Raw genomic sequence first — 24,912 nt, 5'->3', positions numbered from 1 at the left:
AATGACCCACCTTTACAATTCAATTGCTCTTTTGATTTACCCCTTCTGCTTGTTATTAAACATCTTTTTTCAAAATGATTAAGGTGAAATCATCCCGCAATTGAAAATGCTGAAGTTTTTCAAGTTCTCTAAAGATATTATTGACTATTTCTTGAGCATTTAAGTGAATATATTTATTGATGTAGCCGATTAATGTTTCTTTTTCAATGAAACCTTCTTCCGTTCTGCATTCCGTCACACCGTCTGACATCAGGATGATCATATCGCCAGGAAATATTTCTTTTTCATACTGGGAGTACTTTGTCCGTTTGTCCACTCCTAACAGCAATCCTCTAGCCACCAGCTCAGAGAATTCCTTCTTTTTGGAATCATAATAGAAGCCAGGCTCATGCCCTGCAGAAGCATAATAGAAGATATTGTTGGAAGGATTAAACATTCCATAAAACATAGTGATGAACATGCTAGGGTCCACGTTCTGTTCAACCACTCTGTTCAGGTTTTCGAGAACACTGCTCGGGTCAAGCCGGTTTTCTGGCAGGCTGTCCATCGCATACTTAATCATCGACATGCAAAGCGCTGCCGGAATTCCTTTTCCGATTACATCCGCGATAGCGACACTAATATTGTCATTTTCGTCCAGAACAAAATGGAAATAATCACCGTTCATGTGCTTGGCAGGGACACTGATCGCACCAATATCAAATCCGGGAACGGTAGGGATACTGGTGCCCAGCAGCGTTTGCTGAACATTGGAAGCGATTTCCATTTCCGACCTTAGTTCCTCCTGCTGGTGCCTTAAGCTTTGATGCTCACGGTATGCAATTCCATATCCAACCATTACCTCGAGCAGAATATCAAAAGAATGGATAATATCTTTTGGAAGTTCAGGATACATTTCAAGAAGCAAACTTTTATGAAGGCTGATGATTTCTTCCGGAGCGACTTTGTGCTCAATCGACTTGCGGCTGAATTTCTGCCCTGCATACAATGCTTGTTCTGACTGCTCTTTAATATAATGGTGAAGAATATCCCGATACTTTGATTCCATCATTTCTCGGAAGTCCATATTGTTTCCCCCTAACGGAGCCATTTAGTTGCTTTAATTTGTGTTCCTTGTCCAGGAGTAGAATCTATGTAAAATTCATCCATAAGGCGTTTTACTCCGGGAAGGCCGGCCCCAAGTCCTCCTGATGTGGAAAAACCATCCTCCATGACTTGGCGTATTTCTCTTATACCGGGGCCGCTGTCTACTGCTTTGATCTGCAATCCCGCTTTTCCGCCTTCAGACAGTTTATCGATGCAAATTTGTCCTTTTCCGGCGTATAAGTATATGTTTCTGGCCAGTTCACTGATGGCAGTAGTGATTCTAGCCTGGTCAACCGTTCCGAAGCCTAGCTCTTTGGCAACATTCCGCCCAAGCTGGCGTGCAGCCACGATGTCCCATTCATTGATAATCGTTATGCAGGATTGGATGTTCATTCAGTTATTCCCCCAATTCCTGTTGTAATTTCTCCAAACCTTTTTCTAAATCCAATGCAGTTAGGACATCATCAAGTCCGATCCCTAATTCTATTAGCGTGATTGCAACAGCGGGCTGGATCCCTGTTAAAACTACAATCGCACCCATCAGCTTGGACATACTGATAACATCACCAAGGACTTTAGCGATAAAAGAGTCGATAAAATCGATCGATGTTAAATCAATGACAACACCATTTGAGCTAGTCTCGTGTATTTTTTGGAGCAGGTCCTCTTGAAATTGAAGAGCAGTCTGGTCATCAAGCTCCCATTGAATGGAGACCAATAGACAATCATCCAGTTTTAGGATAGGTATTCTCACTTTGCTCCCTCCAGCGAAACGATTTTTTTATTTGTCAGCTCAAGAGCTGCTTCAATTCCTCTTTTCAAATTGTTCTTCGTTGTAAATTGATTCAAATTGATTCCCAGATTGACAATCGTCTGCGCAATTTCAGGACGAATACCGACTAGCATACACTTCGCGCCGATCAGCCTAACTGCCTCCGCCGCCTGGATGATATGGTGGGCCACCATCGTATCCACGACTGGAACCCCTGTAATGTCGATAAGAACTACTTCAGAACGGTGTTTGACTGCACCTTTTAACAGGTTCTCCATGATTTGTTTTGCACGATCTGTATCGATGGTACCGACAAGAGGCATCACCGTAATTCCTTCAAATACAGGAATGAGCGGAGCGGAAAGTTCTTGAAGGGCCATTTTCTGCAGAGAAACAGTTCGTTCCCAAGTAGATGAATAGATGCTGACAATTTCATTACTCATAGGTGCTGCCCATCGGTCAAACTCGATAACAAAATCCATCTGGTTGTCAGGTATTATTATCTCGTCCTTTTGCATTGCTTCAAAAACAATACTATTAAAAGTGTGCAGGCCTTTTGTAACAAAAGTCAATGGCCAGCCAAGCCTGACGACCTTTTCAGCAAAATCCGTCAGTTTCTCTTTGTACTCTTTGCTGCTACCTTTGAAATTGGAGATGATCAGGTCGATGAACTCCTTGCTCGTAGCGTGGAATACACGGTCAGAAACTAATCGTACTACCCTGTCATCCGCTTCCTCTTTCGTCCTATCTATCCATTGATCCAGAATCCCTTGTTTATTGTCCTGAATATAATTGGAAATTATTTTATTCATTTTACCTCCCCATTCTATCACAAAAAAATTTAACATTACCCAAATCTCACAATTGTAAACCATTTTTAAAACTGTCATTAAATTATCACAAACCTTGATCCTATATCTCCATTTAATGATATCCGTTCTCTTTCGTCAAATAAAATCAATTTATTCTAAAAAAAGAGGCAAGCGCTAAGCTTGCCTCCCACACAGAAACATCCTATTTTATTTTTTGGGTATGTAAAAGGCCTGTCAGCAGGCCAGGTGGTTCCGTTACGAAAAACGCTCTTTTAATCAAGAGTGTGCTGTTAATTAGAATTCAATAAGACCTAAACTTACCTGAAGGGCTTCATCCACTTTTTCCATCATTTCGTCATCGAGATGGGTTATTTTATCGGTTAGGCGCTGTTTGTCAATGGTGCGTATTTGTTCCAATAATATGACCGAATCTCTTTCAAAACCGTACCGCTTCGCATCAATTTCCACATGAGTGGGAAGCTTGGCTTTTTGGATCTGTGCTGTGATCGCTGCGATAATGACTGTGGGACTGAACCGATTCCCGATATCGTTTTGAATGACCAGGACAGGGCGCACTCCGCCTTGTTCCGAGCCAACAACTGGGGATAGGTCTGCAAAATAGACGTCACCACGTTTGACAATCAAAGGATCATCCTCCGCTGACTAGACGTTCAACTGTGTGTTCAGCCTCGTATTCTGCTTGAAATGCTTCTGATGCAATGGTTAGATTAATCTTGGCCATTTCCATATAGCCACGTCTCATGGACTCGAGAATTTGTCTCTTTTTCTTCTCACGCAAAAACATTTTTGTTGCCTGATAAATAAATTCGCTGCGGTTTACGTTCTCTTGTTTAACAAATCCATCTAGTTCACTCAACAGATGCTGCGGTAACTTTACCAAAATCTCAGTTGTTGCGCTGGATTCAGACACAAACATACACCTCCACCATCATCACTACATACGATTATTAAATTCATTATCTCTCTACCATTTCTAATGGTATCACTATTTATCCAAAATGCAAAGGCAAATCAGCAATTCTTCTGTATTTTCCGCTAAAAATTTACTGTTTTATACAAGGTATTAGCGGGAATACACAGGTTTGTTAATACTTGGAGTTCTCTTCTAACAACGGATTGCTCAAAGAGACGAGTTTGCCGTTTTGCATGTACAGTCTGGGCACTCTTGCAGTAATGATGCACGGGACCTCATAATTGATGGTTTCCAGCTTACAGGCAATTTCATTAATGGATATTGATTCTTGTTCCTGGCTGCCAATCAGGGTAGCAACCGTTCCAACCGGAACTTCATACGGTAGTCTTACCATGCATTGATCCATGCAAATCCGTCCAATAATCGGTGACCTTTTGCCATCGACCAGTACTTCCTGGCCCTGAAGCCTTCTTATCCATCCATCAGCATACCCAATCGGCAGCGTTCCTACCCAAATCTTTTCAGGCGCTTCATAGGTAGCACCGTAGCTGACTTTGTCCCCTTTCTCCAGCTTCTTCACATGCACAATCCGCGAGTGGAGTGTGAATGCCTCCTGTAGCACAACAGGCAATTCAGGTGCAATTTTTACTGACGGTGCTAGGCCGTACATCACGATTCCTATCCTTACCGCATTAAAGCGTGCAGCCGGATGCATGAGAGCAGCGGCGCTGTTGCTAGTATGAACGACGGGCGGCTGTTGATTCATTATTGATAGCATGTCCTTAAATAAGGAAAGCTGCCTATTGAAATACGTATCATCCAATTCATCCGCAGTCGCAAAATGAGTGTAAATCCCGTGAAGTTGCAAGCGAGGGTCTTCTTCGATAAGCCTCTCCATAGCCTTCAGCTCTCCTTCGGTGCGAATTCCAAGCCTGCCCATGCCTGTATCTATTTTTAGATGGAGGAAAAGCGCAGCATCCTTTTTCAAAATTTTTTGCGCTTGTTTCAGCCATTCTTTTTGAAAAACAGTTAGAATGATTCCTGCCTCAGCTGCGATATTCACGTCCCCTGGTCTGCTGGCACCTAGGACAAGGATCGGTGCTGTAATCCCTTTTTCCCTTAAGGCTAGCGCTTCGTCCATGAACGCCACTGCAAGCATCGATGCCCCCGCTTTCAATGCGACCTCCGCCACTTGAAAATCACCGTGTCCATAAGCATTGGCCTTCACAACGGCAATAATCTCCACATCCTTTGACAAATGAGCTGAGATTTCTGTTAAATTATTTTGGATTCGATCCAAATCTACTTCCGCCCATGTATCACGAAAAAAAAACCTTTGTTCCTCCACCGAAAACTCCACTTCCTTCAGTCCAAGCGTTATTTCAATTATTTTTATTATCAAACTGAAGGAACTCCATGTCAATTGAATATTATAGAATGGAAGTTCACAAGAAGGACTTTTCCCCATAAAAATAACAGGCCCAAGAAGCTGAGCCTGCTTGCCAATTGTTATTTTTCCATATCGGCCTGAACGGATTTAGCGACCATTTCCAGTTCTTCTTGTGATAGATCGGTGGATGCCAGCATATAATCGACTCCGAGATGCGTCCATGATACGGAAGTTTCATTCATGGCACCGATAGTAAACCCAAGATCGACTGGCTTTCCAGTCATGGTAATTGGAGAGGACATTGCAGGCATGGCATCTGCCTTTTCCTGGATGAGCGTGAAGGACTTGTCGCCGTCGTACGTCAAGATAACCCGCTTGCCATTCTCGGTTGTGATTTCTTTTTCATCAACCAGCTTCACATTCGGGAGTTCAGCAACAGGATATTTTACTGTGAATTCCTTGTCTTCCACATTTGCCATAACCTGAACTTCAAGCTGGGCAGCTGTCATATTTTTTTTCATGTCAAACGCATCCTTATCAAAGCTTGCGTCGAATTTCACATCAGAGAATTCCACCGTAACCAATGCATTGCGGTCGGGATCCATCACCTTCACACTGACTGGTGTCAGGTTTTTCTTGTTCAGTATGATTTCCTGAGTCGGAAGCATCTTGTTGTTTTGGTATCTTGTTTTTGTTTCGAACACGTAATGCTCTTTGGTCGCCGAGAATTTCGCTTCCTTATCTTCGAGGACATCAGTAATTAATGATTCGTAAAGATAAGCCTGGCTGCTGTTTTTCGGCCATTCACTTTGAAAACGGAAGCTCTTGTTCAAAGCAGGTGTTAGAACAAACACTCCCTCCTCATTCCGAAGGATCATCTGGCTCTGGTCCTTCTGGGCATTCTTTAAATTTACACGGTAAAATGACGGTTCTTTGTGCCAAATCTCCACATCATACACTTGCGGCTCGGTCCCCATCTGCAATGTCATCTTGGCCTTCGCTTTGTAACTTTTTAAGTCATTAAGCGTCCCGTCCAAGTCCTTCACCACAGATTCCTGTGATTTCGTCCCACAGGCAGCCAGAGCAAAAATAACCATGAGCCCGGCGAGAAGCAGCAACAACTTTTTTTTCATTCCTTCAACCCCTTTTAGTCTCATTTAAACGTGTAAAGGGAAAGAAAGGACAGGAATAAGACACTGGCTGCAAAAGTGCTTGAGTAGTCTTCGTGCAGCCTTGTTCTCGCCGCCCTAGCCTTGTCTCCCTTACTGCATTATGAATATATGAGACAACCTGGGCGAATATGCCCCTGGGATTTTTAGCAACATGATAATTTTCTATTTTCAAAATCAATAAACGACTTTTTCGATGATCACCTGCGCAATCGCATAATGCTCGCTATGAGAAATGGATAAGTGAACCCCTTCCATAAGTGGCTTGAGAACAACCGGGCGTCCATGCGAATCGTTTGCAATTTCTATATCAGTAAATGACAGCTCCTTGCCAATGCCAGTCCCTTTCGCTTTTGAAAAAGCTTCCTTCGCCGCCCATCTTCCCGCAAGGAATTCGATTGCTCGCCGTTCTTTATATTTAAGATATGTCTCTCTTTCCTTTTCAGTTAGCACTCTTTCTGGAAAACGAGGCTGCGAATCAACCAGTTTGCGAATTCTGCTGATTTCGACAATATCAATACCTGTACCGATGATCATTTCTGTCTCCCTTCTAAAAAAACTTTCTTTTGCATACAAAATAGTGTACAACTTTTGCTGACTAGGGCTATCCTTTATGTAGGTACTAATTTAATTGAGCAACACGAATTTCGTAACCAGGGGGTTTCCATGTTTACTAGGACTGAAAGCTTTCGTGACTTCATCCGTTTTTACCCGGTCATTTCCTTCATCATTGTTATTCATATCTTATTATACTTGTTGACGGCATTGCCAATTTTTCCGAACCAATACTTGCTTGAACGTTTGGCAGGAGTAAATCTGTACATAGTCAATGGTGAGTATTGGCGGCTGGTCACTCCGATCTTCATGCATGCTGGCTTTGCGCACATGCTATTCAACAGCTTTTCACTCGTCTTATTTGGTCCGGCACTCGAGCAGCTGCTTGGCAGAACAAAGTTTATCTTAGTGTATCTTGGTACAGGAATTGCCGCGAACGTGGCCACCTTGTTGCTTGAACCGCTGACCTATACCCATGTAGGCTCGAGCGGTGCGATCTTTGGCTTGTTTGGCTTCTATATTTCGATCATCCTGTTCCGAAAAGCAATGTTGTCGCGCGAGAACTCACAGACTATTTTAACTATCGCTATCATCGCCGTTCTCATGACTTTTTTCCAGTCGAACATTAACGTTTCCGCCCATCTTTTTGGCATGCTGTCCGGCTTCCTGATCGGCGCAGCAGCTTATAGAAGGTAAAAAAATGGGTACCTCTTTTAAGTCTGTTTGAAAAAAATAAAGCGAATTGGAAATAACTAGTCCCAAAATTTTATGTGTTTCGTTTTTTTTCACTAAAACAACTGCTATAAGGTCATCTTTCTTGCGGAATGATACCCTTATGCGGGCGTTTTCTCCTTCATAAGGGCATCTTTCTTGCGGAATGATACCCTTATGCGGGCGTTTTCTCCTCTCCATAAGAAAAGCGCCCAGAAAGGCGCTTTTTATCATTCGTTTGGAGTGCTTATCTTATGTGAATACCAATGATAGATTTGATCGGCGTCGCGCTTTTCAAGATCAACGACTTTGCCGCCGGCACCGCCATGCCCGGACTTGACGATTGCTTCTACCGTGGCAAGCTTCAGTTTCTTCTGAAAAGCGCTTTGTTTGACACTGAAGGACTGGATCTTATTTTTCCTCATGTATACAGTATTTTTGGCCATGTTTCGATAACGGAACGTCAACATCCCTTCGTCCAGGCTCCAGGCTGCATCCTTATAATGAAGGTAAGACCAAATGGACGAGAAAGCAAGCAAAGTCACTGCTCCATAACCCCAAGGCCTGAAAAACCAGACAGCCAAAGCGAGAATCGGCAAGACAAAAATCCAGCCTTTCATTACATATCTCCGGTAAGCCCGTTTAGGTGCAGAGGAGAAACGGACGCGAAAATGGTAATCGGACAAATATGGTTCAAGCAAGCTGGGAATTGTTTTCTTTTTCACGATTGGCAGGATGAGGACTTTGGCGCTCTCCTGGTCAAGTGCCGAACCACCTGCACTCTCCACGAATGCTGAGGCATACCCGAGCGGTTGCCTAATTAGGTTCTCGGTGATCCGCACTGCCTGGATCCTGCTCATTGGGATCGTAAACTGGCGCTTCTCCAATAATCCTCGAGTAATCACAAGGTCATCAGCCACTTTTTTCACGGTAAAATTGGCATATTTCAGTATCGTCCCTAGAAGGGCAATCAGCCAGGCGAACAGGAAGCCGATGAAAACAACAACACTGATAAAAAGAACGCCATTTTGCACAAAATTCTCGAAGCCATTAAAAATCTGTTCATAGGGAATGAATTCTTCAAATTGGAACACGAATGCCAGCACGGCAGAAATAACCACACCTACTCCGCCAGAAGTTGTTGCCAGCATCAACAGCTCAGGGACAGAAATTTTATAAAGTACATCTTCCCGTAAGAACCGGTCTTCGTCTTCGTGCTGGATTTGGCCGTTCTTCTTGATTGCGACCAGATAGTCATGGATTTCCTGGGCGTCTTGCTTCGTGATCGCCGTGAGGACTGCTTCGCCATCCTGCAGGCCCATCCCGCCTGAGCCCGCGGTCTCCACTTTTACCTTCACAAGCCCGAACATCCTCTGCAATATCCCTTCCGACAAATCAATGCTCTGAATCCGATCAAATGGAATGTACCGTTTTTTTCTGACAATCAGTCCATATTCCATCCTTAGTTCTCCCTGCTCGATTCGGAAGGTAAAACGATGCCATGACAAAACCCCATATACCAACACCAGTACGACAACCGCGATAGACCCTATAAGATAAAAAAGATCCCAATCCGTCCCCCTGCTTCCAAAAACAACGAAAATCAGGAACGGAATAAGCATTTCTTTCAATTGTCGCAACGCATAGACGACTGCTGCCACCGGGTGCATCTTTTTCGGTTCAGACATCTTCATCTGCCACCCTTGCCAGGCGTGAAATGGACATTCTCAAGCTTTCCGCTTCCTCCATATCAAGCGCTGGTATTTCATGGACCGTTGCTGCAGTGGAAACGGTTACCGTTGCCAATTGGTATTTCCTCAACAGCGGACCTTGCAGCGTATCAACATGCTGGACGCGAATCATTGGAATAAGCGTCCTTTTTACGATGAAAACTCCGTATTGAAGCTCAATTTCTTGTTCTCTTACTTCATAACGCCAGCGTTTCCACCGCATTTGCGGAACTAAGAAAATGAACAAATAGCTATAGATAACGGCAACAGCAACCGCTGCTCCAATGATCGATTTTTGCAAATTAAAAATAATTGCAACAGCGACCAAACTGCCTGCTAGAATCCAAACCATCAAGGAGTGAAGACCAGCAGCAATTTTCCAGACAGTCAAAGCCCGCCGAGAAATCCGCTTTTGCGGCTCAGAAATCGTCATAAATGCTCCTCCTGTTTTCCCATTTCTCCGTTTAGTATACAACAACTACAGTATAGTGACGGACCAAAAAGCGCAAGCGCCTCGAACAGCCCCGACAAGCGCTGCCCACCTAAACGCCACGTCCTGTGGCTGGCGGGTCTAGCACGTCCTATGCCTCGGAGGGCCGACCGGTGAAGTCGTTCTTTGACTTCACTTGGCGGATCGAAACCGAAAAGTATAGCCGACTGCCCAGAAACGTAGAAACTGGAGACTCCACCAGAAGAAGCGCTTTTTGCTTTTGCTGGTGGAGTTGAAGTTTCGGAGTTTCTAGGAGGCGACACTAGACAAGCGACTCGAGGGGCTAGGAGTCTGTCCGACGGAGTGAAATCCACGTATTTTTATTCAAAATGAATGTTTTTATATAATAAAAAGGATGAATATGAAGCATTTTCGCATAATTATACGCTAAAAATTTTTTATCGGACAGACTCATAGGCGCTGGAGCTGGATTAAGAAAGCCACAAGTAGTTGTCCCACAACTAAATAATATATAACAAAAATCCCCAGATGTATCAACATCTGGGGATTCATTCAAGATTATGTTAGCGTGGTGATCTTGATTTGTAGCTGCCGCCTTCTCTGCTGCCGCCACCGCTACTTGTGCGTTTTGTTCCAGAGCGTGGCTTATAAGGCTTCTTGCGGCCATCACCTCTGTTATCGTAACGTCTGCTGCGGTCTCCTTGCGGTTTCTTGTCTCTTCTGTTTGGAAGCGGCTTTTCCTCCGTAAGCTTGACAGGAGTTGTATCCGGCTCTTTGGTGAGCATTTTTAACACGGAAGCAACGACTGTTTGGGCATCATGGTCTTTTAATAGCTCATCTGCAGCCTGGCGGTAGTATTGAAGGTTATTCAACTCAATTGTTTGGTTAATTTTGTCGACAACCGCTCTTTGCTGCCCTTCAAGTGCCTGATCCAAAGTTGGAGCATTCAGTTTTTCCATGCGGCGGTTCGTTGTCTTTTCCACTACATGGAGGTAAGAAGTCTCTCTTTGGGTAACAAATGTAATGGCCATTCCTTCTTTCCCAGCACGGCCAGTTCGCCCGATACGATGCACATAGCTTTCTGGGTCCTGTGGGATATCAAAGTTGTACACGTGCGTGACACCAGAAATGTCCAAGCCACGAGCTGCCACGTCTGTCGCAACAAGCACTTCGATTGAGCCTTCTTTGAACTTTCTTAAAACAGACATCCGCTTTGCCTGGGTAAGATCGCCATGAATTCCTTCTGCAGTGTAACCGCGAAGGTTCAGCGCTTCAGCAAGCTCATCCACCCGCCGCTTTGTGCGTCCGAAGATGATGGCTAACTCCGGAGATTGGATGTCAAGAAGACGCGTAAGAACATCAAACTTGTTCTTTTCCTGAACTTCCACATAAAACTGCTCAATTAAAGGAACAGTCATTTCCTTCGATTTGACTCTGACTACTTCAGGATCCTTCATGAAACGTTCAGCGATCTTTTGGATTGGTCCCGGCATTGTTGCAGAGAACAATAATGTTTGGCGTTCGCTCGGGATTTGCGCAAGGATTGCCTCGATATCTTCGATGAAGCCCATGTTCAGCATTTCATCCGCTTCGTCGAGAATGACTGTTTCCACCGTATCGAGATGAATTGTTTTTCTGTTGATATGATCTAGAAGTCGGCCTGGTGTTCCGACGATAATATGCGGTCCTTTTTTTAATGCTCTAATCTGGCGATTGATATCTTGGCCGCCATAGATAGCAAGAACCCCTAGTCTCTTACCCGAACCAATTTTGTATAATTCCTCTGATACCTGGATGGCCAATTCGCGAGTTGGTGCGATGATGATTCCTTGAATGTTATGCGTTTCTTTCTTGATTTTTTCGACGAGAGGGATACCAAAAGCTGCAGTCTTACCTGTACCTGTCTGCGCCTGGCCAATTACGTCTTTGTTTAAAAGGCTGATTGGAATCGTCTCTGCCTGAATTGGAGTTGCTTCCTCAAATCCCATATTCTTTACAGCTTTTAGTGTTGCTGGGCTAATGCCCATGTCTTGGAACATTGTCAACTTTGCTCATTCTCCTTTATGTTTACATTTATCCCGCACCGAAATCCGATGCTTCGTTTACTTTAAGTGGCTGGTTAAGGATCCAAATCATTTCTGATTCTGGTTAGTTTATTGTACCTTCACGGCAAACTAGGTGTTAGCACCTTGTGTTTTAAGCAGGGCTGAATCAGCAATTACAATGTGCTGAGGCACAGAACCTGAAATTTTAGCAAAAAAAGACATTCTCCAGCACGGGAGTATGTCCGCTTAAAGGATTTTCTCAGTTAGACACTCAATATTCATGATACCATCTTTAGCCAGGAAAAGCAATTTTTCAGACGGGATTCTCTTGCGGATCGCTTCCATTGGTCAAAAAATCATACACTTCATCAAATAGATTTTCTTTTTCATCGCAGTAGCAAATCAGATGTTTGGAGTTTCTATAAAAAATCAGCCGCTTTTCGTTCGCGCCAATGTTTTCATAAAGATAACGGGCGCTTTTCGGAGGGACGATGCCATCGCTCTCACCTTGGGCGATCAAGGTAGGTACCTTGACATCATTGAGAATAGGCTTGATTTTACCCACAAGCCTGCGAAACTGCAAGGTAGCGGTCACGGGTGTTGCTTTGATTTTTTTTGTGTAACGCCTGAACAACTCATTTTCCTTCAATTTTCCTTTTACTGTGTCTTTCATCATTTCCTTGATGTCCAAGGCAAGCTGTCTAGGGTTTACATAATAGGCAGCGGCACTGAGTAGAACCAGCTTTTCGACCGGATACAAGGATGCCAAGTAGCTGGCAATCAGACCACCCATCGAAAATCCGACTACATACACGGTGTCACACTCTTTTAGCAAAGCTTTCAGTTCCCTTTCGGCATGGTTCATCCATTCTGTGTGCTTAATTCCTTTCAAGCTTAGCTCATCGCCATGTCCAGGCAGGGTTGGAACAGCGATTTTCCAGTCAGTCCGGCTTCTTAATGACTGGGCAAGCGGCTCTACTTCAAAAGGAGACCCGGTAAAACCATGGATCAATAGACAACCGATCATAACCAATCACCCATCAGTTTTTTTCTCGTCTTTAATCTTTCCCTATTTTAAATCATTTAACCCAACATTTCCTCTTTAAAGCATTCAAATCCATCATAAAAAGATGTCCAGCAAGGACATCTTTTTAGCTTTATATTATTGTAGCGCTTTTACGACTTCTTCAAGCGCCATGCCTCTGGATGCTTTTACAAGAACAATCGTTTCATTGGTTACATATTTTTTCAGTTCTTCACTCAGCTTCTGTTTATCATGAAAAGCAAAGACTCTGTTTTCGCCGAGCATTTCCTTTGCACCTCTTGCGATCGATTCGCTCAGTTCGCCGTAAGTGAAAACATAGTCCACCTTAGATGCATCGAGGGATATCCCCACTTTGTAATGATATTCTTGTTCCAGCGGCCCGAGCTCAAGCATATCACCGAGGACCAGGATTTTACGTCGGTAGCCTGTCAGATTGGCTACTAGATCAATCGCTGCATTCATCGATGTTGGACTGGCATTATAGGCGTCATTAATAATTTTTTCTCCATGAACTCCCTCTGAAAGTTCCATCCTCATTTTTGTCAGCTTTAAGCTAGCAAAACCATCGTTCATCTGTTCAAAGGAAACGCCAAGGAACTCTGCTGCAAGCATGGCTGCGAGCGCATTCAGGATATTGTGATTTCCGAGAACAGGCAGAAAGAACGTTGCACTGCCGAGGTTGGTCGTGAATTGGTTGCCATTCTCCCACGGCTCGATCGCTACTGGATACAAATCATTGTCGTGGCTTGCCCCAAAGGTTTTCAGAATGCCCTTTCCATGATAATTTTGCAGTCTATCCCGCAATAGAGGCTCGTCTCCGTGATAAATGATGATCCCATTCTCCTTGAGACCGCTAATGATTTCCAGTTTAGCATCCGCGATCGCTTCTCTTGAACCGAGATCAAGCAGGTGGGATTCGCCAATATTCGTAATGATCACTGCATCAGGGCGCCCCAGCTTGGATAAAAATTCAATTTCTCCCTTGCTGCTCATCCCCATTTCAAGTACAGCCACCTCTGTATCTTCCCGAAGACGCAATAGCGTCAGCGGGAGTCCAAGATGGTTATTGAAGTTCCCCTCTGTTTTCTGAACCTTGTATTTTTGGGCAAGCAGATTGGATGTTATGTCCTTTGTTGTTGTTTTTCCGTTGCTTCCTGTAATTCCGACAACCTTGATTTCCAGTGAATTTCGATAGCTTCTTGCCAGCTCCTGAAGGGCTGTTGTCGTATCCTCAACAATGATGACTGGCAGGTGTTCTGGAGGACTCGGGACATCTTTTTGCCAGAGGGCTGCCGAAGCACCGCGGTTCTCGATCACATCCGCTACAAAGTTATGGCCGTCTGTCCGCGACCCTTTAATAGGAACAAATAAATTTCCTGCCTCCATTTTACGTGTGTCAATGGATACACCTTTGACTTTAACATCGGCAAATTTCCGTACATCATTCAGCCCGCCAGCCATTTTCGCAATTTCCGCTAAACTTTTTTCGATCATACAGGTTTCCTCCCATGATAAAGAGAGAACACGACCTTTGTCCCTCCGTGTCCCCTTTTTCATTACGCATTATTTAGAATGTATATTTGATCTTCTGCTTTTCAGCGTGCCGCTCGATCCCGAGGTTCACCAGCTTTTCAATTAGCTGCGGATATGTGACACCCGTGTGTTTCCACAGAAGAGGAAACATGCTGAATGGCGTAAATCCAGGCATAGTATTCACTTCATTAATCAAAAACTGGCCATCCTTTGTCAGAAAAAAGTCAGCACGAACGAGACCTGAGCAATCAAGCGCCTTAAAGGCCGTGATCGCCATTTCCTTAACTTCTGCATATTGCTGTTCTGTCAATTCGGCTGGAATGATCATTGCTGTATCGCCATCTTCGTACTTCGCCTTGTAGTCATAGAAGTCTTTCTTAGGAACGATTTCACCAGCCACCGAGCATTCAGGTTCATCGTTTCCAAGGACACCAATTTCGATTTCCCGCGCGACAACACCTTGTTCAACGATGATTTTACGGTCAAATAGAAACGCTTCCTTGAATGCCACTTCAAGCTCCTGCTTGCTCGATGCCTTGCTGATCCCCACACTGGACCCAAGATTTGCAGGTTTTACAAAGCAAGGATAGCCAAGCCTCTCTTCCACAAGGGCGTATACCTTGTCGCAGTCCTTTTCCCATTCGCTGCGAAGTGCAGCTATATAATCTACTTGAGGGAGTCCGGCCTGCGCAAAAATATTCTTCATGATGATTTTATCCATCCCGGCAGATGAGGCAAGAACCCCATTTCCGACATAAGGAAGGTTCAATAGTTCAAGCAGGCCCTGAACCGTCCCGTCTTCCCCGTTCGGACCATGCAGCAGCGGAAAAATTACATCTAGCGTCCGGCTCTCTTCCTTTCCGTCAGCCTGAAATAATGCCGGTGAAAAGGAAGGCGATGGCAGATTCGAACCATCAGCGAATTCAAGCTGCTTGATGTTCTCAGCAGGTGCGCTCAGCTGCGGCCCCTTGGTCCAATCCCCTTCCTCCGTTATGTATATAGGGTAGACCTCATAATTTTCAAAATCCAATGCCTTCATCACAGCTAAAGCTGTCTGCATTGATACTTTATGTTCAGCCGATTTGCCGCCGTACAGCAGCCCAATTCTCGTCTTCATAAAATAGACCTCCAATAAAATTCAATCCGGTTATTATTTTACCACTTTATTTTTCAATTAAGGAATTGTTATCAATATTTAATATTTATACTATTTCCTGTTTGAATTGCCTGAAACCTGCAGCAAAAATAAAATTAGCAATAGGCATTCGCACCTGAAGCAATCGCCTAATTTATAATATGAATAAACTGATAATTTCGTGAAAGGAAAGATCCCTTTTTTAATGTGTCGATTATTTTGTAAAAAACCGCCGGAATTTCCAACTCGCTATGAAAATCTATACAATTCTAATAAGCTGTGAAATTAACAGGAAGCTCTTCTTAAATAAGAAAAAACGCTCAGGCTTTACCTGAACGCTGGTTATTTTACAATTAAAACTGGTGCTTTAACCCGTTTTGCGACTTTGTGGCTGACACTTCCCAGTACCATTTCCTGCAGTCCATTCAAACCGCGGCTGCCGACGACCACGACATCAAACTGGTTCTTGTTTGCATAATCAACGATCGCTGGACCTGGTTCTCCATGCAATTTTTCAAGCTTGTAGCTCAGGTTTTCTTTTTCAAGCATATCGGTTACAGGTTGAAGCCTGGCTTTTCTTTTTCCCTCTACCAATGTCTGGTCCGCATGATGAAGGATATCCTCCTTGGAAGTTTGCCCATCGACAACATAAACCACTGTTATTTCACTATCACCATTTAGCCTGGCCAGATCAACGGCTTTTTTCGCCGCACGTACTGAATGATCTGATCCATCGGAAGCGAGCAAGATTCTTTTAAACAATCCATTCCCCTCCATTAATTCCCATTGAAAAGCACGTTGATTTGTCCACGCACTTTCTCCTATTTTCTTTAATGACCGGAAAGCTTGGCACCTTCCTGTTTGTGAACGGCTAGTTTGTCAATCAAGTGGGAGCTTGGTTCATTCAGCCCCTGCAGGCGGACAACCGTTCCGTTCTCTCTCAATTTGAGGACAATTTTATCAATTGCCGCAACCGCTGAATCATCCCATACATGGGCATGAGTCAGGTCAATGACGACTTCTTTTGCTGTTTCTTTCCAATCAAATGATTCAAGCATATCTGTAACGGACGCGAAGAATACTTGTCCTGTTACGAAATATGTGCGGCGTTTGGCTGCTACATCGAGTGTAGAAGTTACTTTTACCTTTGATATTTTTGCGACAAAGAAAATCGCGCTTAAAATGATTCCGGCAAATACACCTTTTGAAAGGTCATGAGTAAACACTGTGGTAACAGTCGTAGTAACCATAACTATTGTATCGGTAACAGGGGTCTTTGCGATAGCTTTGATCGATGACCAATCGAATGTTCCAATTGATACCATGAACATGACACCTACAAGGGCGGCCATCGGAATTTGGACAACGATATTTCCTAACACAAGGATCAGGAACATCAAGAATGCACCAGCAACGAGAGCAGATAGTCTGCCTCTCCCTCCAGATTTAACATTGATGACGGATTGACCGATCATCGCGCAGCCTGCCATGCCGCCGAATAAACCGGCTACAATATTGGCAATCCCTTGGCCGCGGCTTTCTTTATTTTTATCAATAGTAGTATCTGTCATATCATCGACGATAGAAGCTGTCAGTAAGGATTCCAGAAGACCAACGATCGACAAAGCCAATGAATATGGGAAGATGATTTTCAAAGTTTCAAGATTAAAAGGGACATCAGGAATCAGAAAAGTTGGCAGTGCAGATGTCAGGTTCCCCATGTCTCCCACGGTTCTTACATCACTTTTAGTTATCAGCGCAATCACTGTAATTACAATAATCGCCACAAGCGGTGATGGAACTGCTTTTGTGATGCGCGGAAAAAGATAGATGATCGCAAGCGCACCCGCTACCATCGCATACATTACCCAAGTAGCATCGACAAATTGTCCAAGCTGTGCCATGAAAATTAGAATGGCCAGTGCATTCACGAAACCGATCATAACGGAACGGGGAATGAACTTCATGAACCTCGCCAGTTTGAACACACCAAACAGAATCTGCAGGACACCTGTCAAAATCGTAGCGGCCATCAAATATTGTAAACCATGGTCGGCAACAAGCGTCACCATCAACAGTGCCATCGCACCAGTTGCTGCTGAAATCATGCCTGGGCGGCCGCCGACAATCGCGATTGTGACAGCGATAGCGAAGGAAGCGTAAAGCCCAACCATCGGGTCCACACCGGCAATAATCGAAAAAGCGATCGCTTCAGGAATCAAAGCAAGTGCAACGACAATCCCTGCAAGGATATCTCCTTTTACATTGCCAAACCATTGTTCTTTTATTGTTTTAGTAGTCAAGAAAACACCCCTTAATATGATTTTTTTCATGGCTTCCTACTCTCAAGCAAGCCGGGTCCGTGATAAACAGGATTTATCATAACACAAATCCTAAAACAGGCAACCCATATTGTAAACGGTGTATTATCATGTTTCCTTTGCAATTCGACTAATAGCTTCATTTTTCTCATTTCTACGTTGAAATCCTAAAATTATAAAATGAGAATCCACCTTGTTCATGGTTTCAGCGAAAACAGGGTTCCTTTAAAAATCCAAATTAAACAAAACAAAGTCCTGCAGCTGACTAACTGCAGGACTTTGTTTCAAGCAATCGGTGTGCATATTTCAATATAATGCCCATCCGGGTCGGCTGCATAGGCAACGACCTGGCCCCATGGTTTTTCGGTTGGTTCGAGCAGGATCGAGACACCGGCGGCACGCAGTTTTTCTACGGCGCCCTGGACATCTTCTGTTGCAGATTCCTTCATAAAGTCTTTCCAGCTCGATAGTTCAAAATCGCTTGTTTAGTGCAGGAATAAATCCCGTCACTGATGAGCTTGCCTAGTGGCGAAGCGGTTCCAGCATAGGCAATTAGCTCTCCTTGCTGCGTAGCTGCGATACAGATGCTGTCGGTTGAAATACCAGCTGACTGGCCAGCATCGCTAGTACTGCTTCCTTGCAGCTCCTGTATTACCCTTATTTTCGCCTCAGCTGCAGTCATTGCGCTCTGGATGAACGCTTCTTCCGAGATTCGGCCATTAATGAACAGCCATGTATTGATATTTCTTGGACTCTCCCGATGCGTATTACCTGCAGAGACCATAATGAAGATAGAAACTTCCCCGTTCTTAAAAAAACGGTGTGCGACGGATTCCGCAGGAACAGCCGTCATCATCGCAACCGTCTCGCTCGGCAGGAAACCATTCGCCTGCAGAAACTCAGCCATTTCTGCTTTATGGTCACTGCAATCATAATCCATCGGAACCACCCGGTGGACGAAGGAATTATGCCAGCCAATCCCGGCACCCGTAATTCCAGAAGACATTGTCCTCAATTTCGCCGGTGTCTTTAGTGCAATCCGGTCTGATCCAATGTCAAGATACGATGCGTCTATTTGGAAATTGGCTGCTTGATTGCCGTCTGATTTAGGAACGAGCAGCAGCTGTGGCCGGGCAATTTCAGGATGCGGATGATTTTTGACCTTTGTCTTGTAAACAGCCTTGATTCGCTCTTCTTTTAAAACCTCAGCAGGAGTATCAACAATCAGTACCTCGCCATTTTCCATTAGCAGTAGCCTGTCGCAGTAAAGCGAGGCTAGATTCAAGTCATGAAAAATCGAGACCACCGTCAACTCCTCTTCTGCCGCCCATTTTTTTAGCAAATCCAACAGCTCTTTTTGAAAGCTAAGATCCAGATGGTTCGTCGGCTCATCAAGCAGCAGAATCCTCGGCTGCTGCGCCAGTGCCTGCGCAAGATAGACTCGTTGCCTTTCACCCCCGGACAGTTCAACAATTGATTTTTCCTGCAGATGGGTGATCCCTGTCTGTTCCATCACTTTGAGAACAATCTGCTCATCTTCCTCACTCCAGCTGTGGAACCAGCCTTTCTGGTGCGCATAACGGCCAAGCGAAACGGTTTCTTTCACACGATATGGGAACGCCTGGTCGGAATGCTGCGGCAGGACCGCCATCATCCTCGCCAGCTGCTTCGGTGAATACTGAGTCAACGGCCGGCTATCCAGCTCGATGGCACCTTTTCTGAATTCCAATGCACCGCTGATCATTTTTAACAGCGTCGTTTTCCCGCTTCCGTTCGGACCAAGAATTCCGAAAAGCTCCCCGTGGCCAACCTGAAAGGAGATGCCCTTCAGCACCTCGCCGCCTGCGTATCCGCCAGTTAAGCCATTCACAGTAATCATCGTCCAGCACTTCTTTCTCTGCGATTTCTCATTAAAATCAACGCAAAAACCGGAGCACCGATTAATGCTGTAATCACACCAATTGGCAATTCTGATGGAGCAATAATCGTCCGCGAGATTAGATCGGCTAGAATCAGAAATCCCCCGCCAATCAGCACCGATAATGGCAGTAAATGGCGATGGTCAGGGCCCCAGATAGTCCTTGTTAAATGGGGAATAACCAGGCCGACAAAGCCGATCGTTCCTGACACTGCAACAGCCGAACCGGTCAAAAGTGAACCGGACAGCAAAATCAACAGCTTGCGGCGCTCGACGTTGACACCGAGATGCTGTGCCCGCTCTTCTCCAAAGGACATCGCATTTAACTCCCTCGTATTTGCCAACAATATCACCAGTCCAATAAGGAAGAAAGGAAAAATGATTTTTATATATTCCCAGCCACGCATCGAGACGCTGCCAAGCAGCCAGCCAATAATTTGCCGCAGCTCCTCGCCAGATAGGGCAATCATCAATGAAATGAATGATCCAAGAAAGGAACTTAAAATGATTCCAGTTAATATAATTGTCTCCACCCTAAGCAGTCTGTCGACTTTTCGGGCAAAAAATAGCACAAACAACACAGTGGCAAATGCGAACAGAATGCTAAGCATCGGCAGGGTGAATGCTCCAACCATAGGCAGTGACACGCCAAAAAAAAGCGTTGCAACTGCTCCAATGGAGGCACCCGAAGAAATTCCAAGCGTATACGGGTCGGCAAGAGGGTTTCGCAGCAGACCCTGAAATGCAGAGCCGGCGATTGCAAGTGACGCACCAACTAGGCCTGCCAGCAAAACACGCGGCAGCCTAATTTCCATGACAATACTAGCATGCATTGGATCGATCCCCTGTCCCTGTAACCGGAAAATATCTGTAAAAATGATTTCTATAATAGTAGAGACAGGAATGGCTACCGTTCCAATTGCGATCCCCAGCAGCATCGAGCTGATCAAGAATGCCATCGCAAATACATAGGCTATTCCTTTATTATGTAAAATGATCCGGGTAAATGGCCTCATTTGCTCCCCCCATTTTTTCGAAAAATAACAAAAAGACATCTCCATCTGAAGCGGAGATGTCCGAGTAAGCAAATGTTTTTACAAAAAAGACATAAAGCTTGTCGACACCTCCCTATCCTCGTAGGTTGGCTTGGTACAATGGACAGGCAGGTCTCCTGGCTTATGGTCAATGCTCGCTGTGCCTTCCCATACATTTGTACAGTGGCATTTCTCAGCTTGCTCCCATTTACAGTGGCGGGACCGCGTTGGATTTTCACCAACCTTCCCTATTAAGTCTCGTTAAAAAGACACCTGTTCATTTCAATATGCAATGATCCATTCCAACTCATTATACACGATCTTCCAACAATCGCGGCAAAAATTTTGTTGTTCTACTTATTGTGCAAGCAAGCTCCATTCCTTTAACTTTTTATCAAAAACAATTCTGCCGTCCGGTTGGCTGCGACTTGCTTCTTTGTATTCATCATGCATGTCATCCATGTCGGCAAAATCTCCGATAATCCAGATTGGTATTTCCATCCTGTTGCGGTTCTGTTGCATCTGTTTCAGCGAAAGCACAGCCCCTTCCTTCAAAGCAGGGATCAACGCTTTAAGAATTTCTTTGCTTACTGATGGATAAGACTTTTTTTTGCGGATTCCAAGCAGCATTTTTTCCGGCTTCATTTCTCCGAGTTTGCTTGATAGAACATCGCCAAGCATGCGGTAAAAGTCATTGAAATTGCGATAATAGATCTTGTTGAACCAGCCATCTTCATTGGACAAATAAACAAACCGATTATTAAGCTGATTGTAAAATGGCAGCTTCAAATGATGCTTGATATGTCCAAGATAAAGGAGTTCGGCTATTTCTTGGGCGGTCAGCACGTTCAGCGCTTCCACTTCCTCAAAATCAATCCAGCAAAAGTCACCGAATGCATGTACATTCGCTTGTGCCAGCTTTTCAGCATTGTCACCAGGTACATATTCAAATAAAGTATGACTGTTAAATTCGCCATCCTCATAGCGATGCTTCAACAGCAACAGATGGGCAAATGGATCTTGTAACGACTTGAAAAATTCATGAAATTCGATTCCATGCGAAAGCACATAATGGTCCCGTTCGTTCATGTGGAGATATAGTAAATCCCTGCTATAAGGATGGTTCCTTTTCAACTGCAAAACCTCCTGGAGAATTCTAAGCTTCAGAACGACAGCTTCTTCCATTCTAACAAAAACGCAGGGAAATATCTTTCTTCCGAGTCATAAATATTATCCACTCCACCTATAAAAAGAATCCCCTTGTTACAGAAACCAAACCCTCCCATCATTCGTCTAATCCATATCTGAGTCGATTCCCGAGTCAGGGGTTGTGAGCGTTAGCGTTGTCTGTTAACATAAAATGGTAGGAACTTTGCCTTTAGGGAAAACGAAACCAGATAGTCGATTATTAGGAAAACGAATGGAACCGGGTGGAGCGAATGGATACAACGACTAAAAAATATGATCGTTTTGATTGGACACTGACACTGCTCCTATTGCTGTTTTTTCTAACCAGCTGCCTTGCGATTTATAGCGCTCAGAAAACCGGGCAATATATTGGGCAGAACTTTTTAAGTAGGCAAATATTCTGGTATATCGTTGGTTCAGGAATCATTGCAGTAGTCATGATGTTTGACAGTGAACAATACCGTAAACTCTCCTGGTATTTATATGGATTCGGGATTTTTCTGCTCATCTTCCTATTTTTCGCCCCTGCCAGCATTGCTGAAGAAAGAAACGGGGCAAAAAGCTGGTTTTTCATCGAACCACTTGGATCATTCCAGCCATCTGAATTCATGAAAGTCTTTTTGATTCTAGCCTTGAGCAGTGCCATCTATGCCCATCATCAAAACCATCCTAGCAGGACCCTCCAAACTGATTTCCTGCTGTTCGTCAAACTTGGAGTCATTACCGCCTTGCCGCTGGGACTGATTTTAATGCAGCCTGATCTCGGAACATCTCTTGTAATCATAGCGATTTTTACTGGAATCATCCTCGTCTCAGGCATCACCTGGGCTATCATCCTGCCTCTCTATGGAAGCGGAGCCGCAATAGGAGCCAGCATTCTTTATCTCGTCATTTGGAAGCCGGAAATTCTGAAAGAATATCTCGGAGTAAAAACGTATCAATTTGGCCGCATCTATGCCTGGCTTGATCCGGAGAGCTACCCGGAATACGGTTACCATCTGTTGAAATCCCTTAGTGCGATTGGCTCTGGCATGCTGACAGGAAAAGGAATCAATGGCAGTGAAGTCTATATTCCCGAAAGCCATACGGACTTTATTTTCAGCGTCATTGGTGAAGAATTTGGCTTTATCGGCGGCAGTTTTGTTATCAGCCTTTATTTCCTGCTCATCTACCACCTGACCAAAACAGCACTGGATACGAATGACCCTTTTAACATTTATATTAGTACAGGGGTTATCAGCATGATTGCCTTCCATGTCTTTCAAAATATCGGAATGACCATTCAGCTGCTGCCGATTACGGGGATCCCGTTGCCTTTCATCAGTTATGGCGGAAGTTCGTTGATGGGCAATATGATGGCAATGGGGCTGATCTATGGGATAAGGTTCCATCATAAAACCTATATGTTTGCTTCAAAAGACAGAAGTTTCGGTCTGTAATTTGATGGGATCATAAACAAAAAAAGGCTGAGCAACTCAGCTTTTTTTCATGGAATGATGGCGGATCGCTTGTCAGGCCTTACCATATGGCTTCAGTGCTTCTTCTTTATTTTACCGATCCCAAACCTCATTATGTAGTTAACTAAAATTGTCGATGAAAAATATGACGAGAAGAACGATGAAGGCATAAAAACTAAGATGCAGCAGTATAGTAGTGAAAAAATCTTTCAGTTTGTCAAATGAAAAAGGTTCACTTTTTCTTACCCTTGCTCTCATATCCAGCTTATCCTCCCTAGAAATACTATCCATTAAGTCCATTTTTTTCTTTTTATCATAGCATAATTTGGGGGAATTGTGACGGAAATCTCAGCCGCAGGGCAGCAAGATCATAAAAATTGTCCCCTTTCCTTCTTCACTCTCGACCTTGATTTTGCCCCTCATTCTTTGGATGATATCATAGGAAATCATCATCCCGAGGCCAGTACCTTTTTCCTTTGTTGAGTAGTATGGATGACCGAGCCGGGCGAGCTGTTCCTTTGTCATGCCAATGCCCTCGTCCCGAAATTGGATCCTTACATAACCCTTATCAACCTTAGCAATGATATAAATACTGCCTCCTGAAGGCATTGCCTCAATCCCATTTTTCAGGATATTGACAAATACCTGCCTGATTTCATGGGCATCCCCTTTAATGCAAAGACTATTATCAATTGCTTCTACCAGCTCTGTGTTTCTGAGATGAGAATAGGACCTCATGAACGCGGTCGTTTCTTTCAAAATGGTGCTTAGGTCGATTGGATTCATGGACCCTGTATTTGGTTTGGCCAGCGCCAAAAAGTTATTGATGATTGTCTGGGTCCTGTCAAGCTCTTGGAGAGAAATGGAAATGAAAAGATTCTGATCGTCACTCAGGTTCCTATCTCCCTGCAAAACTTGCATGAAGCCTCTGATTGTCGTCATTGGATTGCGGATTTCATGGGCGACGGATGCAGCCAGCTGACTGATGGCCGAGAATTTTTCTGCCTTATGTAGATCATGCATCAGCTTAAGCTGTAAGTTGGTCATTTCCATGATATAAATGATAAACGATAAAGCAAGGAAGGAAACAAGTGAAAAGACGAGTAAATACATCCAGGCATCGGCATGGCCAGATTTGATCAATGCAGCAAGCCTTGTAGGGGTTATTAAACTATAGACAAAAATACCTAGAATGATTTTCCTGCTGACCGTCGATTTATTATAAGTCTTTTCCAACGCAAAAAACAAAAGGAAGATGATCCCGTAGTTGATGGTTAAAACAAGCAGTCCGTCGATGTCCATCAGGCTTTGCAATAGCAATAGTGCCGCTATCAGGAGAAGTCCATCCTTCTTGCCTAAATAGAAGAAAGCGATAAAGATAGGTATCAGCTTGAAATCAAACTCCATGCCTTCTTGGAATTTGACAGGCAATGCCATTGTCACGAGCAGCGTCACAAGGATTGCCATTTTAAAGATTTGTTTCTTATAATCCGAACGCTTTTGCATCCACAAAAAATTGTACATGAAGCCAAGTGAAAGCATCATCAAAAAATGCAAAATCAAATCTTTTATGAAATCTATCATTTTATCCCCCGGGATTCTATGATTATGAAAAATTGCCTAGTA

General features: G+C 44.1%; 23 protein-coding genes, 1 pseudogene and 1 riboswitch. Of the genes and pseudogenes, 2 read left to right on the top strand and 22 right to left on the bottom strand.

What is annotated here, in order from left to right; translation table 11 throughout:
- Positions 1–55 precede the first annotated feature (55 nt).
- The 9 genes from J2S25_RS15855 to acpS all read right to left on the bottom strand — a co-directional run bounded on the left by J2S25_RS15855 (position 56) and on the right by acpS (position 6,700).
- On the bottom strand, positions 56–1,066 hold the full coding sequence (locus tag J2S25_RS15855; protein WP_044392301.1) for a PP2C family protein-serine/threonine phosphatase: 1,011 nt from the start codon (positions 1,064–1,066) through the stop codon (positions 56–58).
- A gap of 11 nt (positions 1,067–1,077) precedes the next feature.
- The gene (locus tag J2S25_RS15850) at positions 1,078–1,479 is read right to left on the bottom strand and encodes an anti-sigma regulatory factor (protein WP_044392302.1); all 402 of its coding nucleotides are present in this window, start codon (positions 1,477–1,479) and stop codon (positions 1,078–1,080) included.
- A gap of 4 nt (positions 1,480–1,483) precedes the next feature.
- On the bottom strand, positions 1,484–1,840 hold the full coding sequence (locus J2S25_RS15845; protein ID WP_044392303.1) for an STAS domain-containing protein: 357 nt from the start codon (positions 1,838–1,840) through the stop codon (positions 1,484–1,486).
- Positions 1,837–2,670, bottom strand: a complete 834-nt coding sequence (gene rsbRA, locus J2S25_RS15840) for an RsbT co-antagonist protein RsbRA (RefSeq protein ID WP_307192359.1) — start codon at positions 2,668–2,670, stop codon at positions 1,837–1,839. The genes J2S25_RS15845 and rsbRA overlap by 4 nt, the downstream gene beginning before the upstream one ends.
- 294 nt (positions 2,671–2,964) lie before the next feature.
- A complete protein-coding gene (gene ndoA, locus J2S25_RS15835) occupies positions 2,965–3,315 on the bottom strand; it encodes a type II toxin-antitoxin system endoribonuclease NdoA (RefSeq protein ID WP_041967053.1) in 351 nt (116 codons plus the stop codon).
- 4 nt (positions 3,316–3,319) lie between these two features.
- The gene (locus J2S25_RS15830) at positions 3,320–3,601 is read right to left on the bottom strand and encodes a CopG family ribbon-helix-helix protein (protein ID WP_044392318.1); all 282 of its coding nucleotides are present in this window, start codon (positions 3,599–3,601) and stop codon (positions 3,320–3,322) included.
- Between the two features lie 175 nt (positions 3,602–3,776).
- On the bottom strand, positions 3,777–4,952 hold the full coding sequence (gene alr, locus J2S25_RS15825) for an alanine racemase (protein ID WP_307192362.1): 1,176 nt from the start codon (positions 4,950–4,952) through the stop codon (positions 3,777–3,779).
- Positions 4,953–5,113: 161 nt separating this feature from the next.
- Entirely contained in the window at positions 5,114–6,127 is a 1,014-nt protein-coding gene (locus J2S25_RS15820) for a LolA family protein (protein ID WP_307192358.1), read from the bottom strand.
- A gap of 213 nt (positions 6,128–6,340) precedes the next feature.
- On the bottom strand, positions 6,341–6,700 hold the full coding sequence (gene acpS / locus J2S25_RS15815) for a holo-ACP synthase (RefSeq protein WP_044392310.1): 360 nt from the start codon (positions 6,698–6,700) through the stop codon (positions 6,341–6,343).
- 129 nt (positions 6,701–6,829) lie between these two features.
- Here acpS and J2S25_RS15810 point away from each other — a divergent pair, with 129 nt between their 5' ends.
- Positions 6,830–7,414, top strand: a complete 585-nt coding sequence (locus J2S25_RS15810; RefSeq protein ID WP_307192357.1) for a rhomboid family intramembrane serine protease — start codon at positions 6,830–6,832, stop codon at positions 7,412–7,414.
- 245 nt (positions 7,415–7,659) lie between these two features.
- Here J2S25_RS15810 and J2S25_RS15805 read toward each other — a convergent pair whose 3' ends face one another.
- The 12 genes and pseudogenes from J2S25_RS15805 to J2S25_RS15750 form a co-directional block, all read right to left on the bottom strand.
- Entirely contained in the window at positions 7,660–9,117 is a 1,458-nt protein-coding gene (locus tag J2S25_RS15805; RefSeq protein WP_044392314.1) for a PH domain-containing protein, read from the bottom strand.
- Positions 9,110–9,592 (bottom strand): PH domain-containing protein, encoded by a 483-nt coding sequence (locus tag J2S25_RS15800; protein WP_044392316.1) that lies wholly within the window; start codon positions 9,590–9,592, stop codon positions 9,110–9,112. The genes J2S25_RS15805 and J2S25_RS15800 overlap by 8 nt, the downstream gene beginning before the upstream one ends.
- Before the next feature lie 581 nt (positions 9,593–10,173).
- Entirely contained in the window at positions 10,174–11,655 is a 1,482-nt protein-coding gene (gene cshA, locus J2S25_RS15795) for a degradosome RNA helicase CshA (protein WP_044392658.1), read from the bottom strand.
- A gap of 313 nt (positions 11,656–11,968) precedes the next feature.
- A complete protein-coding gene (locus J2S25_RS15790; protein WP_044392656.1) occupies positions 11,969–12,682 on the bottom strand; it encodes an alpha/beta hydrolase in 714 nt (237 codons plus the stop codon).
- A gap of 135 nt (positions 12,683–12,817) precedes the next feature.
- Positions 12,818–14,194: a UDP-N-acetylmuramoyl-tripeptide--D-alanyl-D-alanine ligase gene (locus J2S25_RS15785; RefSeq protein ID WP_044392654.1), complete on the bottom strand. Its 1,377-nt coding sequence runs from the start codon at positions 14,192–14,194 to the stop codon at positions 12,818–12,820.
- 73 nt (positions 14,195–14,267) lie between these two features.
- Positions 14,268–15,350 carry a D-alanine--D-alanine ligase gene (locus J2S25_RS15780; RefSeq protein WP_044392652.1) on the bottom strand — a complete coding sequence of 361 codons (1,083 nt, stop codon included), beginning with the start codon at positions 15,348–15,350 and terminating at the stop codon, positions 14,268–14,270.
- Positions 15,351–15,710: 360 nt separating this feature from the next.
- The gene (locus tag J2S25_RS15775) at positions 15,711–16,130 is read right to left on the bottom strand and encodes a universal stress protein (protein ID WP_044392650.1); all 420 of its coding nucleotides are present in this window, start codon (positions 16,128–16,130) and stop codon (positions 15,711–15,713) included.
- A gap of 68 nt (positions 16,131–16,198) precedes the next feature.
- Entirely contained in the window at positions 16,199–17,701 is a 1,503-nt protein-coding gene (locus J2S25_RS15770; RefSeq protein WP_307192356.1) for a SulP family inorganic anion transporter, read from the bottom strand.
- 272 nt (positions 17,702–17,973) lie between these two features.
- Positions 17,974–18,123 (bottom strand): annotated as a pseudogene (locus J2S25_RS15765) (VOC family protein); the annotation flags it as partial.
- A gap of 11 nt (positions 18,124–18,134) precedes the next feature.
- Positions 18,135–19,568: a heme ABC transporter ATP-binding protein gene (locus J2S25_RS15760; protein ID WP_044392647.1), complete on the bottom strand. Its 1,434-nt coding sequence runs from the start codon at positions 19,566–19,568 to the stop codon at positions 18,135–18,137.
- On the bottom strand, positions 19,565–20,623 hold the full coding sequence (locus J2S25_RS15755) for a FecCD family ABC transporter permease (RefSeq protein WP_307192355.1): 1,059 nt from the start codon (positions 20,621–20,623) through the stop codon (positions 19,565–19,567). The genes J2S25_RS15760 and J2S25_RS15755 overlap by 4 nt, the downstream gene beginning before the upstream one ends.
- 128 nt (positions 20,624–20,751) lie before the next feature.
- Positions 20,752–20,933, bottom strand: a riboswitch (cobalamin riboswitch).
- A gap of 65 nt (positions 20,934–20,998) precedes the next feature.
- Positions 20,999–21,775, bottom strand: coding sequence for a hypothetical protein (locus J2S25_RS15750; protein ID WP_307192354.1), 777 nt, complete (start codon positions 21,773–21,775; stop codon positions 20,999–21,001).
- A gap of 305 nt (positions 21,776–22,080) precedes the next feature.
- Between J2S25_RS15750 and J2S25_RS15745 the strand changes: the two genes are divergently transcribed.
- Positions 22,081–23,268: an FtsW/RodA/SpoVE family cell cycle protein gene (locus J2S25_RS15745; RefSeq protein WP_044392642.1), complete on the top strand. Its 1,188-nt coding sequence runs from the start codon at positions 22,081–22,083 to the stop codon at positions 23,266–23,268.
- A gap of 366 nt (positions 23,269–23,634) precedes the next feature.
- Here J2S25_RS15745 and J2S25_RS15740 read toward each other — a convergent pair whose 3' ends face one another.
- Complete coding sequence (locus tag J2S25_RS15740; RefSeq protein WP_307192353.1) at positions 23,635–24,870, bottom strand: ATP-binding protein; 1,236 nt, start codon at positions 24,868–24,870, stop codon at positions 23,635–23,637.
- Positions 24,871–24,912 lie beyond the last annotated feature (42 nt).

Source organism: Mesobacillus stamsii, assembly GCF_030814065.1.
Classification (GTDB): Bacteria; Bacillota; Bacilli; order Bacillales; family Cytobacillaceae; genus Mesobacillus; species Mesobacillus stamsii.
The sequence above is the reverse complement of the archived record's forward strand: the minus strand, read 5'-3'. Positions and strand labels throughout refer to the sequence as shown.